Raw genomic sequence first — 14646 nt, 5'->3', positions numbered from 1 at the left:
GAATGATGAACGCAACCACGGGGCGCAGACGCTCCGGGCCCGGCCGGCTGCGTGCCGCGGCCGCGGCGCTCGCCCTGCTCGCCGGGGCCCTGTCCACCGCGGCGTCGGTGACCTCCCCCGCCTCGGCCCTCACCGCGCCGGTCGCGCTGACGGCGGACGATCTGTCCACCTGGCAGACCAACGGCATCGTCTGGGCCATGGCCGGTACGTCCGACGGGGTCGTCTACACCGGGGGGACCTTCTCCACCGTCCGCCCGCCCGGCGCGGCGGCCGGGACCTCGGAGCAACCGGCGTTGAACTTCGCCGCCTTCGACGCCGCGACGGGCGAACCGACCGGCTGCCAGCTCTCGTTCACCCTGTCGTCCGGGACGGCCACCGTGCGTGCCCTGGCGCTCTCGCCGGACCAGAAGACCCTCTACGTCGGCGGGCAGTTCGGGTCGGTGAGCGGGGTGGGGGTCAGCAACATCGCCGCGATCGACACCGCCACCTGCACCCCGCGCCAGGACTTCAAGCTCGCCGTCTCCGCGACGGTGCGGGCGCTGACCGTCACCGCCGACACCGTCTATCTCGGCGGCGACTTCAACTCGGTGGCCGGGCAGACCAGGAACAAGTTCGCCGCGGTCACCACGGCGGCCGCGCTGAAGCCGTGGAAGGCGAACACCGACGAGGTGGGCCGTGCGGTCGAGCTCACCCCGGACGGCAAGCACGTGCTGCTCGGCGGCGACTTCTTCACCGTCAACGGCACCACGTCGCACGCGCTGGCGGTCGTCGACGCGACGACCGGGGCGGTGGCCAAGAGCTATCCGGCCGGGTTCATCCCCGACGCCTCCGTGGTGAAGGACCTGGCGACGGACGCCACCGGTTTCTACACCGCCAACGAGGGCACCGGGGGCGGTGTGTTCGACGGGCGGATCGCCCTGGACCTGAGCACCTTCGCTCAGCGCTGGCGGGACACCTGCCTCGGCGCGACCCAGGCCGTCCTGGTGCACAAGGGCGTCCTGTACAGCGGGTCCCACGCCCATGACTGCGCCACCATGGGCGAGTTCCCCAACCAGCCGCGCAAGCATCTGCTGGCCCAGTCGGTGACCGATCCCAAGCTGCTGCCCTGGTTCCCGGACACCAACGACGGCATCGGCGAGCCGGTCGGGCCGAGGGTGATGGCCCAGGCGGACAAGGACGGTCACCACTACCTCTGGGTGGGCGGCGAGTTCACCACTGTCAACGGCACCGCCCAGCAGGGGCTGACCCGGTTCGCCGACGGCCCGGACACCGGGGCGCCCTGGGTGCCGAACGTCGGCGTCTCCACGGTCGCCGCGGGCAAGGTGGAGGTGAACTGGCAGGCCAGTTACGACACCGACGACGGCACCCTCACCTACCGGATCTACCGGGACGGCGGGACCACCCCGGTGTACACCACGACCGGGTACTCGGTGTTCTGGGACCGGCCGCAGCTGAGGTGGACCGACACGGACGTGGCACCGGGCGAGACCCACACGTACCGGATCACCGCGAGCGACGGCACCAACACCAGCGCCAAGTCGCCCGCCGTCTCCGCGACCGTGGCGTCCGCCGCCGCGAAGTACCCGGCCAGGGTCCTCTCCGACGGCGCCTCGCTGTACTGGCGGTACGACGACCCCTCGACGTTCGTCGGCGACACCGGCGCCGGGCGCGACAACGGTTTCGCCCGCAACTCCCCCACCCGGCAGTCGGTCCCGGCCGCCGTCGCGGGCCCCTCCACGGCACTCGGCCTCAACGGGACCAGCCAGTACGTCTACAGCAACAAGCGCCACCCGCAGCCCACCAAGTTCTCCGTGGAGACCTGGTTCCGGACCACGACCACCAAGGGCGGGCGGATCGTCGGCTTCAGCAATCTGACCATGCAGAACAGCACCCAGTACGACAAGCACATCTACATGCGCGACGACGGGAAGCTGGTCTTCGGCGTGAAGAGCGGCAGCGCCCGCACCATCACCACCCCCGCCGCGTACAACAACGGCGCCTGGCACCACGTCGTCGCCACCCAGGGCACCGGCGGCATGGCGCTGTACGTCGACGGGGTGCTGCGCGCCTCGACCACCCAGTACACCGGCAACGAGAAGTACGACGGCTACTGGCGGGTCGGCGGGGACAACCTGAACGGCTGGCCCAGCAAGCCGTCCAGCACCTTCTTCGCCGGTCAGGTCGATGAGACCGCCGTCTACCCGACCGCGCTGACCAGTGCGCAGATCAGTGCCCACTACGCGCTGAGGACCAGCGGATGAGGGGTCCGTTCCGGGCCGGTGCCGCCGTCGTCGTACTGACGGCGGCGCTGGCCGCCTGCGGCTCGTCCCCTTCCCCGGCCCCGTCCCCGGGCGGCGCGCCGGAGGCGGCCGGCACCGGCGCGACGCGGCCCCCGTCCGCCTCCTCCGCCCCGGGGGACCCCGGAGACCCTCCGGCCCCGCGCACCACCGAACCGCCGAGGATCCCGGTCGAGCAGCTCACCCCGGCCACCGGTTCGTTCACCGCGAAGCAGAAGGAGTACCTGACCGACCGGGTGCCCCGGGGCATGGACCCGGCGGCCGTGCTCCAGACCGGCCAGGAGACCTGCGACCGGCTGCGCTACCTGGTGAAGGCCGACCGGGACGTGGCGGTCGGCGCGCTCGTGACCGGTGAGATCGCCGACGCGGAGCCGGCGATCGAGCACCTCTGCCCCCAGCGCCGCGACCTGCTGCGGGACGCGGCCCGGGGGTACGCGGACGGAACGTACCAGGGCGCACGGCTGCGGCCGGGCCGCTACCGGGTCGTCTCCCCCACCGGGAGCTGCGCCTGGCAGATCACCGGCGCCGACGGCACCCCGCTCACCGAGGGGGGCGGGACCGACGACGGGAAACGGACCGTGCTCACCCTGGGCCGCGACGCCCGCGCCTTCACCTCCACAGGCTGCTACGCCTGGCTGCCCGAAGGGGACCTCGGATGAAGAAGCTTCCGATAGCCGTGGCGATCCCCACGAGGAACGAGGGGCTCAACATCGCCGAGGCGGTCAACTCGGTGCTCGGCCACTTCGAGGCGGTCGTCGTCGTGGACTCGCACAGCACGGACGACACGGTGAAGATCGCCGAGGAGTGCGGGGCCGAGGTGGTCACGTACACCTGGGACGGCGGCCATCCGCGCAAGAAGCAGTGGTGCCTGGACCATGTCCGCACGGACCTGGACTGGATCCTGCTGCTCGACGGGGACGAGCGGATCAGCCCCGGTCTGCTGGCCGAACTGCGCCGGATCTTCGCCGACCCCGGTACGCCGAAGCCGGCCGCGTACGACATCCCGCTCGGCTACTGGTTCGCGGGGAAGCGGCTGCGGCACGGCTACACCATCCGCAAACGGTCGCTGACCGACCGGACCCGCTGCCGGTATCCGGAGGTGGCGGATCTCGACGCACCGGGCATCGGCGAGGTCGAGGGGCACTACCAGCCGGTCGCCGACGCGGTCGGGGCGCTGCGCCATCCGATCGAGCACCAGGACCTCGACCCGGTCGCCGCCTGGTTCGAGCGGCACAACCGCTACTCGGACTGGGAGGCGTGGCTGGAGCACCGCCCCGAGGTCAAGGAGCAGGTGCGCCGGGCGAAGTCGCGCCAGGGGCAGTTGTTCCACCGGGCGCCGTTCAAGCCGCTGGTGTCCTTCGCCTACATGTACGTCTACCGACGGGGGTTCCTCGACGGGCGGGCGGGGTTCGACTTCGCGGTGGCGATGAGCTTCTACCGCTGGCAGATCGCGCTCAAGTCCCGCGAGGGACGCGCCCGCTGACCCGGCCGCCCCTCCGGCGGACCACGTCCTCGTAGGTCCGCCGGAGGGACTCGGCGACGGCGTCGATGGTGAAGTCCGCGTTGACCAGCTCCCACGCGGCCTTCCCGGCACGGGCGTTGGCCTCCGGTTCGAGCAGCTCCAGGACGGCCGCGGCGACCTCGTGCGCGTTCCGCGCGTCCTCGCCGGGCCGGCTGTCGATCACCCGGCCCGCGCCCGCGCGCGCCACGTCGGGGGCGAGCCCGCAGGTGCGGGTGATCACCACGGGGGTGCCCACCGACATCGCTTCGAGGACGGAGACGCCGAGCGGCTCCTCGATCGAGGGCAGCACGTACACATCGGCCGCGCGCCCCGCCGCCAGGACCTCCTCGTGGCCGAGCGGCCCCACCTGGTCGAGCGAGCCCGCCACGCCCAGCCGTCGGGCGAGTTCGAGGGTGGCGGGCAGGGCTCCGGTGTCGGGTCCGGCCAGCACGAAGCGGGCGTCTGGGTGGCGGGCGAGGACCTCGGGCATGGCGGCGACGAAGTCCTCGGGACGCTTGCGCTGCTGCACCCGGGCGAGGAAAAGGACCGTCGGCGGGCGCCCCGGGGTCCGGGCGGGCTTGATCGGCTGCGGGCGCACCCCGTTGACCAGCCGTACGGTACGGGCCGGCGGCACCGGCGCGGCGACGGCGTCCACCTCGCGGCGCTCGGTCTCGGTGAGGTGCAGTACGACGTCGGCGCCGCGCAGGACGCGGCGCACGCCCAGCAGGTCGGTGAGCCGGGCGATCCGGTTCCCGGTGGGGTCGACCATGCCGTGGGTCTGGACGACCAGGGGCGTGCCGGCGGCCAGGGTGAGCAGTCCGGCGGGGAGGGTCACCAGGTCGCGCATCAGGTGGAGGTGGACGAGGTCGGCGCCGCGCGCCATCCGGTGGGCGGTGCGCAGCAGCGCTCCGGAGGTGATGCCGCTGACCTCGAAGGCGGGCAGCAGGTGGCGGGCCGGGAAGAGGTGGGCCGGTACGCCTTCGACCGTGCGGGGCGGCGGGCCGTCGAATCCGTCGGCGAGCGCCATGATCCTGGCGTCGTGGCCCGCGGCCCGCTGGGCCTTCGACAGATTGAGCGCCACCCTGGTCGGTCCGCCGAACGCGTGGTCCGGGGTGTGCAGTGTGACGATGTGCAGGATCTTCACCAGGCCCCCTCCAGCCCTCGGCCGACGCCCCGAGACTAGTCGTCCAAACACCCCAAGTGGGTTGGTTCGTTAGAGTGTTCACGGTTCATGGGTGCGCGGTTCCACGGTGCGCGGACCCTCCGGTCCGGGGAGACGGGGAGCAGACGATGTCCGCGCGGGAGGCGGCGCCACCGGCGAAGCCCATGTCGTGGGCGATGCTCTCGCGTGCCCTGGCGATACCCCTCATCCTCGCCCTGGTCTGCTTCCTGCCCGCGGTGGTAGCCGCGCAGCCGGGCGACGGGGCGCGGGACGCCGCGTACTGGCTCCAGCTCGTGCTGACCTGCTACGCGGGGGCGCGGCTCGCGACGATGATCCTCTCCACCCGGCGGCGCCTGCTGCAGGGCGTCTTCTGGATGTTCGTGTACATCGCGATGGGGGTGGCGCCCTTCACCCAGCTCGTGCTCGGGCGGACGCCCACACCGCTGGTGGGGCCGCGCGCGGACCTGGTGACGGCGGTGGCGCTGGTGCTGGTGGGCTGTGCGGCCTTCGACCTGGGGGCGCTGCTGGCGTCCCGGCGGCCCCTGCGCGAGCGGCCCGTCCCACGGCCGGGGCGCGGTCCGGCCGTGGCGCATCCGGTGCGGCTGAGGGTGCTGGTGGTGCTGGCGTTCGCGGCGAGCGGCTACTACGTCGTGAAGCTCGGCGGGCCCGCGGTCTTCTTCAGCAGCCGTCAGGAGATCAGCGCCTCGGTCGCGGCCAGCGGGGTGGTGTCGGGGCAGTCCAATGTGGGGTCGGCCTTCCTCAAGGGCTTCGGCACGGTGCCGGCGCTGCTCGCGCTGCTGTTCTTCACCCGCCGTCTGGTGACCTCGCGGCGGGCCCGGCGTTCCCCGTCGACGGTGCTGGTCTGGGCCGGGCTCGTGGCGCTCAACGTCGTCGTCAACAACCCGTTCTCCAACGCCCGTTACTGGTTCCTGACGGTGCTGGTCTCGCTGCTGTTCACCGCGTTCCCGAGCAGTGCGGCGATGTACCGTTCGGTGCTGGCCGTGGGGGTGGTGGGGGCGCTGGTGCTGTTCCCGTACGCGGACCGGTTCCGCTACGACAGCGCCGGGTACCGGCCGGTGGAGTCGTCGTCGGTGTTCGAGCCGCTGGCCGCCAAGGACTACGACCAGACGGTGATGTTCGCCAACGCCATCACCTGGGTGGACGGCCGGGGCCACGGCTACGGGCGTCAACTGGCGGGCTCCGCGCTGTTCTTCGTGCCCCGTTCGGTGTGGGAGGAAAAGCCGGAGGACACCGGGGTGCGGGTCGGTCAGTGGATGGGGATGACCATGACCAACCTGTCGGCGCCGTTGTGGGCCGAGATCTGGGTGGACTTCGGGGCGCCGGGCATGGCCGGCGCGTTCGCGCTGATCGGGTACGCCGCCGCCCGGACCGACCGGCGGTACGCGCGGGCCGTCTCGCGGGCGGGGCCGGGGCCCGGCGGTGTCCTCGCGGTGGCGGTGCCGTTCGTCGCCGGGTACGCCTTCATCCTGCTGCGCGGCCCGTTGTTGCAGGCGGCGGGGAAACCCGCGGTGGCGGCCCTGTGCCTGCTGCTGGTCATGAGCCTGCGGACTCCGGGCGGACGGGACGGGCGTCCGCGTCGGGGGACGGCGGTCCGGCCGCGGTCCGGCGCCCGGTCCGGACCACCCTGATCCAGGTGGCCAGCGCCTTGCAGACCGAGCCCAGGCAGAGCCCCCAGGCGGCGCCCGGCACCCCGCCGAGCAGGTACCCGCCGGTGAGCAGGGCGACGGCGGTGAGCGAGAAGACCACCTGGACGGCGAGGGTGGTGCGCGGGTCGAGGACCCGCAGGGCCAGCAGCCCGCAGGTGCCGACGGCCATCGCCGCGTACTGGCTGCCGGTCGCCGGGAGCAGGGCGGCCGCGACGGGCCAGGTGTCGCCGAGCAGCCGGCGGCCGGCCGGTCCGGGCAGCAGGGCCAGTACGGCGGCCCAGGCGGCGGCGGTGGCCGCGAGGACGGCCGCGAGCAGGGCCGCGGCCCGTATCCGGCGCCGGTCGTCGGCGAGGCGGCCGAGCAGGGGCGGACCGAAGCCGGTGGCCGAGGCGTAGAGCACGTTCAGCGGGCCGAAGAGGGTGGTCGCCCCGCGCAGGGCGCCGACCACCAGCGGGTCGCCGACGGCGCCGAGCCCGAGCACGGAGAGCTGGGCGGTGGCGTTGCCCACCCCGAACTCCACGACGAAGCGCCGCCCCAGCCGGCCCCGGCGCAGCGGCTCCCCGATCCGCGGCGGCGCCCCCGCCGTCCCCCGGTGGAGCAGCGCGGCCGACAGCAGCAGGGCGGGCAGGGTGGCCAGCCCCCAGACGGTCACCAGCCGGGCGGCGGAGGCTCCGTGCGGCTGTCCGGCGAGGGCGCCCAGTACGCAGAGCAGCCGCAGGGTGTCACCGGCGAGCGCGAGGTGCGGCCGGTGCAGGGTGGCGAAGGCGTACCGCAGGACGTCCTGCCCCAGGACGACGGGGAGTACGGCCCCCAGGGCGGCCAGGGCGGCCGGGGCGGCCCCGGGCAGCAGCAGGCAGATCCCGGCCAGCGGGGCACCGAGCGCCGCCGCCGCGAGCAGGGTGAAGGCGACCGCCGACCGGCAGGCGCCGCGCACCTCCGGACCGTCGCCGCGCCGCAGCACCAGCGGCTGGCCGGTGTGGGCGCCGGAGACGCCGAGGAGGACCGTGAAGACCAGGTAGACCGCCGAGAAACGGGCGAAGTCGGCCGTGGTGGAGATCCGGGCGGCGCTCACCAGCACCAGGATGTTGGTGAGGGCGGCCACCCCCTGGTCCACGACCGAGCAGACGATCGCGGTCCGTGCCCTCATCTGTGTCCGGCGGTGGAGTCGAAGGGGCGCAGGCCCAGGGTCTGGGTGGGGTCGCCGGTGTCCGCCGGGTGGCCGTCCGGTCCGCCCTTCCGGTCCGGCCGTCCGCCGCCCGCCCGGTGTCCGACGGCGCGGCTGCGGGCCCGGCGTTCGGGGCGGCCGAGGCCGGGGTGGAGAAGGGCGCCGAGCACCGAGCCGCCCGCCCCGGCGATGATCTCGCGGATGCGTTCCAGGTCGCCGCGGTGCACCTCGCGCTGGTCGCAGACCACCACGACGCCCTCCACCCGGTCGAGCAGCGCGACGGCGTCGGCGTAGGCCAGGACGGGCGGGGCCAGCACGATGACGACGGCGCCGGGCCGGTCGCCCTCGGCGAGGATGCGGCCGACCAGGGCCGAGGTCAGGGCGCGCGGCACGTTGTCGGTGCGGCGGCCCGCGATCAGGGTGAAGGCGCCCGAGCCCGGCACGTCCACGTTCATCCGGCTCTCGGCGGGCCAGGACCACTCGCCCCGGTTGATGCCGCGCGGGGGGACGCCCTGGGCGGCGGGGCCGAGGTTCGCGGCCAGCGCGGGGGTGCGCAGATCCGCCTCGACCAGGACGACGTCGCGGCCCATCTCGGCGAAGGCGGCGGCCAGGTTGGCCGCGGCGGCGGACGCGGCGGCGCCGTCCCCGCGCGGGGCGGTGACCAGGAGTCTGCGGCGCCGGTCGAAGGATGGGTCGTAGGCGAGCCGGAAGGCCACCGCGCGGTACTCCTCGGCGAGCCGGCTGCCGCCGCGGCCGATGGCCAGGGGCGATCCGGTCGCGGAGCGCTCCCTGGGCAGGGTGCCGAGCAGGGGCGCGCCGAGCGAGCGGACCAGTTCCCGGGTGGAGCGTACGGCCGGGTCGAAGACCAGCCGCACCCAGGACAGCAGCAGCCCGAGCGCGATGCCGACGACGCCGCCGAGTCCGAGCAGCAGCGGCAGGGAGGGGCCGCTGGGTCCGGTCGGGGTGGCGGGTTTCTTCGTCAGATAGCCCGGTGTGGTGTCCAGGGCGCGCAGCTCGGAGATCTTCCGGGAGAGTTCGGAGATCGAGACGACGAGGTTGGCGCGTGCGCTGGTCACGTCGCCGCTTCCGCCGGTCTGTTGCGTCAGCTGGTCGCGCTGGGTGGTGAGCGGGGCGAGCTGGGCCTGGTAGCCCTCGACCATGTTGGCGATGCTGTTCTCGGTGCGCTGCTGGCGGATCTCCAGGTAGGCGGCGGCCAGGGCCTGGGCGCGCCGCTGGGCGAGAGCGGGGGTGCGGCCGGTGTAGGCGAAGCGCAGCGCCAGGGTGTTGGGCGGGTTGGTGACCTGGAGGCCGGACAGCAGGGGCTCCACCTCCACCCGGTCGCCCTGCCGGGCCAGGTTGGCGGCGGCCAGGGTGCCCACGGTGTCGCTGACGGCGGTCTGCCGTTCCGAGCCGATGTTGATGCCCTTGTCGGCGGAGGCGCCGGCGGCGAAGGGGTCCGAGGCGGCGGAGCGTACGACGACCTCGCCGGTGGAGGTGTAGGTGTCCTCCCCGCCGAGGGCGAGCCAGCCGCCGCCGAGGAGACCGGCGACCACTCCGGAGACGAGCAGGGTCCGGTAGCGCAGCAGTTGGCGGAACTGGTCCCGCAGCAGCGCCGGTTCGTCCTGGTCCTCCAGGGCGGTGTTCGGCTGGTTCATCGGCGTGGTCTCCCTTGCGCGTCCGCGAGGACCTCGGTGAGCAGGGCGTCGAAGCGGGCCAGGCCCGCCTCCCGGCCCAGATGGCGTGCGACGTACTGCGGTCCGTTGGCCCCGAGGGCGTCGGCCCTGGCCGGTGACTCGACGAGGTTGCGGACCGCCGAGAGGAGGGCCGCCGGGTCCTCGGGGGCGACCAGGAGACCGGCTCCGGAGCGGTGGACCTCCTGGGCGGTGCCGCCGCCCTCGGCGACCGAGGCCACCACGGGGCGGCCCGAGACGAAGTAGGAGGTGAGCTTGGAGGGGACGCTCATGTCGAGGACGGAGGCCCGCTGGGTCACCACGAGCACGTCGGCGGCGGCCAGGACGTCGGTGAACTCGTCCTCGGCTGCGGGGGGCAGGAAGTCGAGGTTGCGCAGGCCCGCCGCGCGCCCGCGCAGCGTCTCGCGCTGGTTGCCGTCGCCCATGAGCACCACGTGTATCCCGGGGGCCAGCCGGGCGGCGTCGACCAGTACCTCCAGCCCCTGTTTGAGCCCCATGTTGCCGCAGTGCAGCACGACCGGGGTGCCCTCGTCCCAGCCCAGGCGCGCCCGGGTCGCGGCCCGGCCGGCCGAAGGCGTCCGTACGTGCGACCAGTTGGGCACGGTGCGGATGCGGCCCGGGTCCACTCCGTACGCGGCGACGCGGGGCACGAAGCTCTCGTGGATGACGCCGACCAGGGTGGCGGAGCGCAGCGCGCGGCGTTCGGCGGCCGAGGCCAGGACCGCCGCCCTGCCTCCGCCCCGGATGCCGCTCTGCGCGGCGGCGGCGCCCATCAGGTCCTGTACGACGGGGATGTAGGGGGCCCGGTGCCGGGCGGCCAGCCGGGCGCCGAGCACGCCTCCGGCGAGGCTGGGGATCTGGGCGACCACCGCGTCCGGCGGGGGCGCGTCCGGCGGCGACAGGACTCCGTGGCCGAGCACGGTCGCCTCGAACAGGGCCCGGCGCAGGGCGCTCTGACGCGGCGGGACGTAGTGCCGGCGCCGGTGCACGGTGACCCCGGCGCGCTCCTCGGTGACCCGCCGCACCCCCCGGTACCCGGGATCGGTCCGCCAGGACGGGTAGTGCGGCATTCCGGCCAGTACGTGGGTGTCGGCCCCGGCCGCGGCCCAGTGCTCGGCGAGCTGGGCGGCGTAGGGGCCGATGCCGGTCAGCTCCGGCGCGTAGTTCGTCGAGACGAGCAGCAGGGTGCGGCCGTCGAACGGTCGGTGAAGCTGGGCATCGGTCATGGCGCTCGCCTTCCCCCCGGGACCCTCCGTGTTCCCCGCGGGGAACGGTCCCAAAAGCGAGCTTATCCGTTCACGAGATGCGCAACTGGTCTTCACAGTAAGGTCGTTGGACCATCAGCACCGATGCCGACATCCCACCGCACCGGACGGCATGTCCGGACACCCCGCGTGCGGGGCCGGGGCGTCGCGCCCACCGTGGGGGGAGAGAACGGATGGTGCACAGGGTCGGCTACGCGCCGGGGGTCTACGACCTGTTCCATGTGGGGCACCTCAACATCCTGCGGCACGCCCGCGGTCAGTGCGACTACCTCGTGGCCGGAGTCGTCTCCGACGAGATGGCCGAACGCGCCAAGGGGCACCGGCCGGTGATACCGCTGCCGGAGCGCCTGGAGATCGTGCGCAGCGTGCGCTACGTGGACGCGGCGTTCGTGGAGACGGTGCCGGACAAGGTGGAGACCTGGCAGCAGGTGCGGTTCGACGTCCTCTTCAAGGGGGACGACTGGCGGGGCACGGAGCGCGGAGAACGGCTGGAACGCGACCTGGCGGCGGTGGGTGTGGAGGTCGTCTACTTCCCGTACACCGTGCACACCTCCAGCACCCAGTTGCGCCGCGCGCTGGAGGTGATCGTCAGCCGTCAGTCCGGAGCGCTCTGAGTTCCCCGAACCACTTGACGAGGAACAGCACCAGGAACAGCGCGTGCACGGCGGCGAGGGCCGCGTAGCCGGTCCGGAACGCGTCGCGGTCGCCGAGCAGCAGGAACACCAGGCAGAATACCCCGTAGTCGGCGGGCAGCAGGGCGAGCGCCCGCAGCCGGGAGGCCGGGGCTGCGGCGCCGGTGCCCGGCCGGACGGCCGCCCGGCCCAGCTGTTCGCGCAGCAGACCGGCGCAGAAGGTCAGCACGGCGGTGAACAGGAAGCCCAGCGGCAGCAGCAGCCAGCCCGTGCCGGGCACCCCGCCGTACCGCTGGAAGGAGATCAGCACGGCGGTGTGGACCAGGATCATCTTGGCGCAGTCCACCACATGGTCCAGCCACTCGCCGTCCGGGCCGCCCCGGCCGGTGAGCCGGGCCAGCTGCCCGTCGGCGGAGTCGAGGGCGAAGCCGACGGCCAGGGCGGCGTAGACCAGGAGCGCGAGCCCGGCCGAGGGCCGGACCAGCGCCACCGCGGCGATCCCGGAGAAGGTGAACGCCGCGCTGGCCAGCGTGACTTGGTTGGGCGTCAGACCGATGCGGTACGCGGCGGCGGCGAACAGCCGGCCGGCGGGCCGGTTCACGTACCGCGAGTACAGCGACACCCCTCTGGCCGTCTTCTGGGCGCCGCGCAGCTCACGCAGAACCGTGCCCGTGCTTCGCATCCGCCCCCCAGCGTGCCGCTCCCCGGTCCGCATCATGGCACGCGGGCCGGGCCGGGCGCCGCCCGTCGGCCGGATCAGGCGGAGGCGGTGCGGCACTCCGGGTGGCCCCAGCCCTCGGAGTTCTTGGCGATCATCTCCTGGGCGGCGTAGGGCCGGCCGCACCGGCAGCGGCCCGCGAACTTGGCCCGGATGGTGCCGCCGGACCGGGCCGGGCGGGACCCGCCCGGCCGCTTCCCGCTCCCGGAGGAGGCGCCGGTGCTCCGGCTGCCGGTGGCCCGGGCGGGGGCGGGCGCCGGGGGCTCGGTGGCGCCGTGCGCGGTGCCGGCCGGGCACTGGGCGACGGCGGCCTCGCTGGCCGCCTGGTCGGCGATGGCGTTGAGCGGGTCGCCGTCGACCTGGTGGGCGGGGACGTAGGTGAACCGCACGGTCCGGCCGGTCAGCCGCTCGTCGATGCCGGTGACCAGCTCGCGGTTGGCGACCGGCTTGCCCGCCGAGGTCTTCCAGCCGTTGCGCTTCCAGCCCGGCAGCCATTTCGTCACCGCGTTCATCGCGTACTGCGAGTCCATCCGCACTTCGAGCGGCACGGCAGGGTCGGTGGCCGCCAGCAGCTCGTACAGGGCGGTGAGCTCGGCGACGTTGTTGGTGGCGGTGCCCAGCGGCCCGGCTTCCCAGCGCTCGGGCCGCCCCTGCGCGTCGGCCACCACCCAGGCCCAGGCCGCGGGTCCCGGATTGCCCTTGGACGCGCCGTCGCAGGCGGCGATGATGCTCTCGTTCATGCCCTGATCATGCCAGCGCGCGGGGTGGGTGCGTGCCGCGGCGGCCTTGCCCCGTACCCTCTTCACCATGACCGCTGGGGGGCCTGAGCGCCGTGTGATCGACAACCGTTTCGAGCTGGTGAACAGGCTCGGCAGCGGTGGCATGGGCATGGTGTGGCGGGCCCACGACCTGGCCCTGCACCGTGATGTGGCGCTCAAGGAGGTGCGGCCCCCGGACCCGGCGATGATGGAGAACGATCCGGAGTCGGCCCGGCTGCTGCGCGAACGGGTGCTGCGCGAGGCGCGGGCGCTGGCCCGGCTGGACCACCCCGGGGTGGTCACGGTCCACCACATCGTGGACGGCGGCGCGGGTACGTATCCGTGGATCGTGATGGAGCTGGTGCCCGGCGCCTCCCTGGCGGAGCGGCTGGCCGAGGGCACCCTCGCCCCGGCCGAGGCAGCCCGGCTGGGCCGCGGGGTGCTCTCCGCGCTGCGGGCCGCCCACGCCGCCGGGATCCTGCACCGCGACGTGAAGCCGGCCAACGTGCTGCTGCGGGCCGACGGGAGCCCGGTCCTCACCGACTTCGGCATCGCGGCGATCCGCGAGTCCACGAGCCTGACGGCGACCGGCTCCATCATCGGCTCCCCCGACTACATGGCGCCCGAGCGGATACGCGGCGACGAGGGCGACCCCTCCTCGGACCTGTGGTCGCTCGGCATGATGCTGTACGTCGCCGTCGAGGGCCGTCATCCGCTGCGCAGGGCCACCACGCTGGCGACGCTGGCCGCCGTGCTGGACGAGGAGGTGCCGCCGCCCCGGCAGGCCGGTCCGCTGGCCCCGGTGCTGACCGCGCTGCTGGTCCGGGACACGGCCGCCCGGCCCGGCCCCGAGGAGCTGGACCGGTTGCTGGCCGCGGTGGCCGACGGGTCCGGGCCCCGGACCGCTCCCCCGCAGGACGCCGTACCGCCCCGGCGGGCCACACCCGCCCCGCAGGACGCGGTGCCGCCGGGCCCCGGCTTCGGCCCCGCCCCGACCACCGTCCTGCCCACCGCCCCCGCTCCCCGGCCGGCCGATCCGTTCGCCCCGCCCGCCTTCCCGAACCCCGCACCCCCGACGCTGGGGACCCGGGAGATCAACCGGCGGGTCCGGCGGGGCCGGGTCGTGGCGGTGTCCACCGCGCTCGCCGGGACGGCCCTGACCGGCGTCCTGGTGTGGTCGCTGCTGCCCGAGACGGACACGGGATCGTCCGGCGCCGGCTCCGCCTCCGCCGCGGACCGGCCGCGGTCGGAGCGTACGGCCGCGGGCCGTTCCGCCGGGAAGGGCACCACCTCGGACAGCACCGGCCCGGACAGCACGGAGAAGACCCCGGCGGCGCCCGGGAACCTGCTGACGCCCGCCGGTGCCCGGTCCGTCATCGCCTCGCTCGAGCCGGTGATGGGCGGCACCGAGATCACCTCGTTCACGCTGTACGACGTGCACGCCAGCGCCGAGGCCCCGCTCGCGAAGAACAAGGCCCTGTACGACGTCTTCTCCTACCGGGACGGCAAGGCCGTCCGGGACCGCGCGGGCGGCACGCTCATGTCGGGTGCCAAGTCGGTGGACCTGCTGAAGTTCAACTGGGACGCCCTGCCGGGACTGATCCGCCGGGCGGACAAGGAGCTGGGGGTCGCGGAGCCCACCACGCACTACGTGGACATCGACCCGGCCTCCCCGTTCGACGACTACCAGCCGACGCTCAGCGTCTACGTCTCGGACGAGTACGGCGGCGCCTATCTGCGGGCCGACATCCACGGCAAGGTGCTCAAGAAGTACCCGCGCGACAGCTGAG

At 74.1% G+C, this 14646-nt stretch carries 12 protein-coding genes; 6 read left to right on the top strand and 6 right to left on the bottom strand.

All coding sequences use genetic code 11. The annotated features are described in order from the left end of the window. The first annotated feature begins 2 nt into the window (after positions 1-2). From ACIQGQ_RS25755 to ACIQGQ_RS25745, 3 genes are read left to right on the top strand one after another with little or no spacing between them, the layout of a single operon-like run. On the top strand, positions 3-2261 hold the full coding sequence (locus ACIQGQ_RS25755; RefSeq protein WP_402399382.1) for a LamG-like jellyroll fold domain-containing protein: 2259 nt from the start codon (positions 3-5) through the stop codon (positions 2259-2261). Beyond that, positions 2258-2956 carry a hypothetical protein gene (locus ACIQGQ_RS25750; protein WP_402399379.1) on the top strand — a complete coding sequence of 233 codons (699 nt, stop codon included), beginning with the start codon at positions 2258-2260 and terminating at the stop codon, positions 2954-2956. The genes ACIQGQ_RS25755 and ACIQGQ_RS25750 overlap by 4 nt, the downstream gene beginning before the upstream one ends. Next, a complete protein-coding gene (locus ACIQGQ_RS25745) occupies positions 2953-3780 on the top strand; it encodes a glycosyltransferase family 2 protein (RefSeq protein WP_402399376.1) in 828 nt (275 codons plus the stop codon). The genes ACIQGQ_RS25750 and ACIQGQ_RS25745 overlap by 4 nt, the downstream gene beginning before the upstream one ends. Here ACIQGQ_RS25745 and ACIQGQ_RS25740 read toward each other — a convergent pair. Further along, a complete protein-coding gene (locus ACIQGQ_RS25740) occupies positions 3752-4942 on the bottom strand; it encodes a glycosyltransferase (RefSeq protein WP_402399373.1) in 1191 nt (396 codons plus the stop codon). The two genes, ACIQGQ_RS25745 and ACIQGQ_RS25740, sit on opposite strands and share 29 nt — an antisense overlap. 146 nt (positions 4943-5088) lie before the next feature. On the opposite strand from ACIQGQ_RS25740, the gene ACIQGQ_RS25735 reads away from it, so the two are divergent. Next, positions 5089-6609, top strand: coding sequence for a hypothetical protein (locus ACIQGQ_RS25735; RefSeq protein WP_402399370.1), 1521 nt, complete (start codon positions 5089-5091; stop codon positions 6607-6609). Here ACIQGQ_RS25735 and ACIQGQ_RS25730 read toward each other — a convergent pair. The 3 genes from ACIQGQ_RS25730 to ACIQGQ_RS25720 are packed head-to-tail and all read right to left on the bottom strand — an operon-like array spanning position 6515 to position 10709. Then, positions 6515-7774, bottom strand: coding sequence for a hypothetical protein (locus ACIQGQ_RS25730; protein ID WP_402399367.1), 1260 nt, complete (start codon positions 7772-7774; stop codon positions 6515-6517). The genes ACIQGQ_RS25735 and ACIQGQ_RS25730 overlap by 95 nt on opposite strands. Continuing rightward, the gene (locus tag ACIQGQ_RS25725; protein WP_402399364.1) at positions 7771-9447 is read right to left on the bottom strand and encodes a lipopolysaccharide biosynthesis protein; all 1677 of its coding nucleotides are present in this window, start codon (positions 9445-9447) and stop codon (positions 7771-7773) included. Before ACIQGQ_RS25725 ends, ACIQGQ_RS25730 begins: the two co-directional genes overlap by 4 nt. Continuing rightward, positions 9444-10709 carry a glycosyltransferase gene (locus ACIQGQ_RS25720; RefSeq protein ID WP_402399361.1) on the bottom strand — a complete coding sequence of 422 codons (1266 nt, stop codon included), beginning with the start codon at positions 10707-10709 and terminating at the stop codon, positions 9444-9446. The genes ACIQGQ_RS25725 and ACIQGQ_RS25720 overlap by 4 nt, the downstream gene beginning before the upstream one ends. Positions 10710-10921: 212 nt before the next feature. Here ACIQGQ_RS25720 and ACIQGQ_RS25715 point away from each other — a divergent pair, with 212 nt between their 5' ends. Further along, entirely contained in the window at positions 10922-11362 is a 441-nt protein-coding gene (locus ACIQGQ_RS25715; protein ID WP_352277892.1) for an adenylyltransferase/cytidyltransferase family protein, read from the top strand. Here the strand turns inward: ACIQGQ_RS25715 and ACIQGQ_RS25710 are convergent. Both ACIQGQ_RS25710 and ACIQGQ_RS25705 read right to left on the bottom strand, forming a co-directional pair. Next, the gene (locus ACIQGQ_RS25710) at positions 11337-12062 is read right to left on the bottom strand and encodes a CDP-alcohol phosphatidyltransferase family protein (protein WP_402399359.1); all 726 of its coding nucleotides are present in this window, start codon (positions 12060-12062) and stop codon (positions 11337-11339) included. The two genes, ACIQGQ_RS25715 and ACIQGQ_RS25710, sit on opposite strands and share 26 nt — an antisense overlap. A gap of 74 nt (positions 12063-12136) precedes the next feature. Then, a complete protein-coding gene (locus tag ACIQGQ_RS25705) occupies positions 12137-12838 on the bottom strand; it encodes a ribonuclease H (protein WP_402399356.1) in 702 nt (233 codons plus the stop codon). A gap of 67 nt (positions 12839-12905) precedes the next feature. On the opposite strand from ACIQGQ_RS25705, the gene ACIQGQ_RS25700 reads away from it, so the two are divergent. Beyond that, complete coding sequence (locus ACIQGQ_RS25700; protein WP_402399353.1) at positions 12906-14645, top strand: protein kinase; 1740 nt, start codon at positions 12906-12908, stop codon at positions 14643-14645. Position 14646 lies beyond the last annotated feature (1 nt).

Source organism: Streptomyces sp. NPDC092952 (assembly GCF_044754785.1).
Lineage (GTDB): Bacteria > Actinomycetota > Actinomycetes > Streptomycetales > Streptomycetaceae > Streptomyces.
The sequence above is the reverse complement of the archived record's forward strand: the minus strand, read 5'-3'. Positions and strand labels throughout refer to the sequence as shown.

Excerpts from the sequence above, each read along its gene's own strand:
- ACIQGQ_RS25755 (WP_402399382.1), top strand. The coding sequence starts at position 3 with ATGATGAACGCAACCACGGGGCGCAGACGCTCCGGGCCCGGCCGGCTG.
- ACIQGQ_RS25750 (WP_402399379.1), top strand. The coding sequence starts at position 2,258 with ATGAGGGGTCCGTTCCGGGCCGGTGCCGCCGTCGTCGTACTGACGGCG.
- ACIQGQ_RS25745 (WP_402399376.1), top strand. The coding sequence starts at position 2,953 with ATGAAGAAGCTTCCGATAGCCGTGGCGATCCCCACGAGGAACGAGGGG.
- ACIQGQ_RS25735 (WP_402399370.1), top strand. The coding sequence starts at position 5,089 with ATGTCCGCGCGGGAGGCGGCGCCACCGGCGAAGCCCATGTCGTGGGCG.
- ACIQGQ_RS25730 (WP_402399367.1), bottom strand. The coding sequence starts at position 7,774 with ATGAGGGCACGGACCGCGATCGTCTGCTCGGTCGTGGACCAGGGGGTG.
- ACIQGQ_RS25725 (WP_402399364.1), bottom strand. The coding sequence starts at position 9,447 with ATGAACCAGCCGAACACCGCCCTGGAGGACCAGGACGAACCGGCGCTG.
- ACIQGQ_RS25720 (WP_402399361.1), bottom strand. The coding sequence starts at position 10,709 with ATGACCGATGCCCAGCTTCACCGACCGTTCGACGGCCGCACCCTGCTG.
- ACIQGQ_RS25715 (WP_352277892.1), top strand. The coding sequence starts at position 10,922 with ATGGTGCACAGGGTCGGCTACGCGCCGGGGGTCTACGACCTGTTCCAT.
- ACIQGQ_RS25710 (WP_402399359.1), bottom strand. The coding sequence starts at position 12,062 with ATGCGAAGCACGGGCACGGTTCTGCGTGAGCTGCGCGGCGCCCAGAAG.
- ACIQGQ_RS25705 (WP_402399356.1), bottom strand. The coding sequence starts at position 12,838 with ATGAACGAGAGCATCATCGCCGCCTGCGACGGCGCGTCCAAGGGCAAT.
- ACIQGQ_RS25700 (WP_402399353.1), top strand. The coding sequence starts at position 12,906 with ATGACCGCTGGGGGGCCTGAGCGCCGTGTGATCGACAACCGTTTCGAG.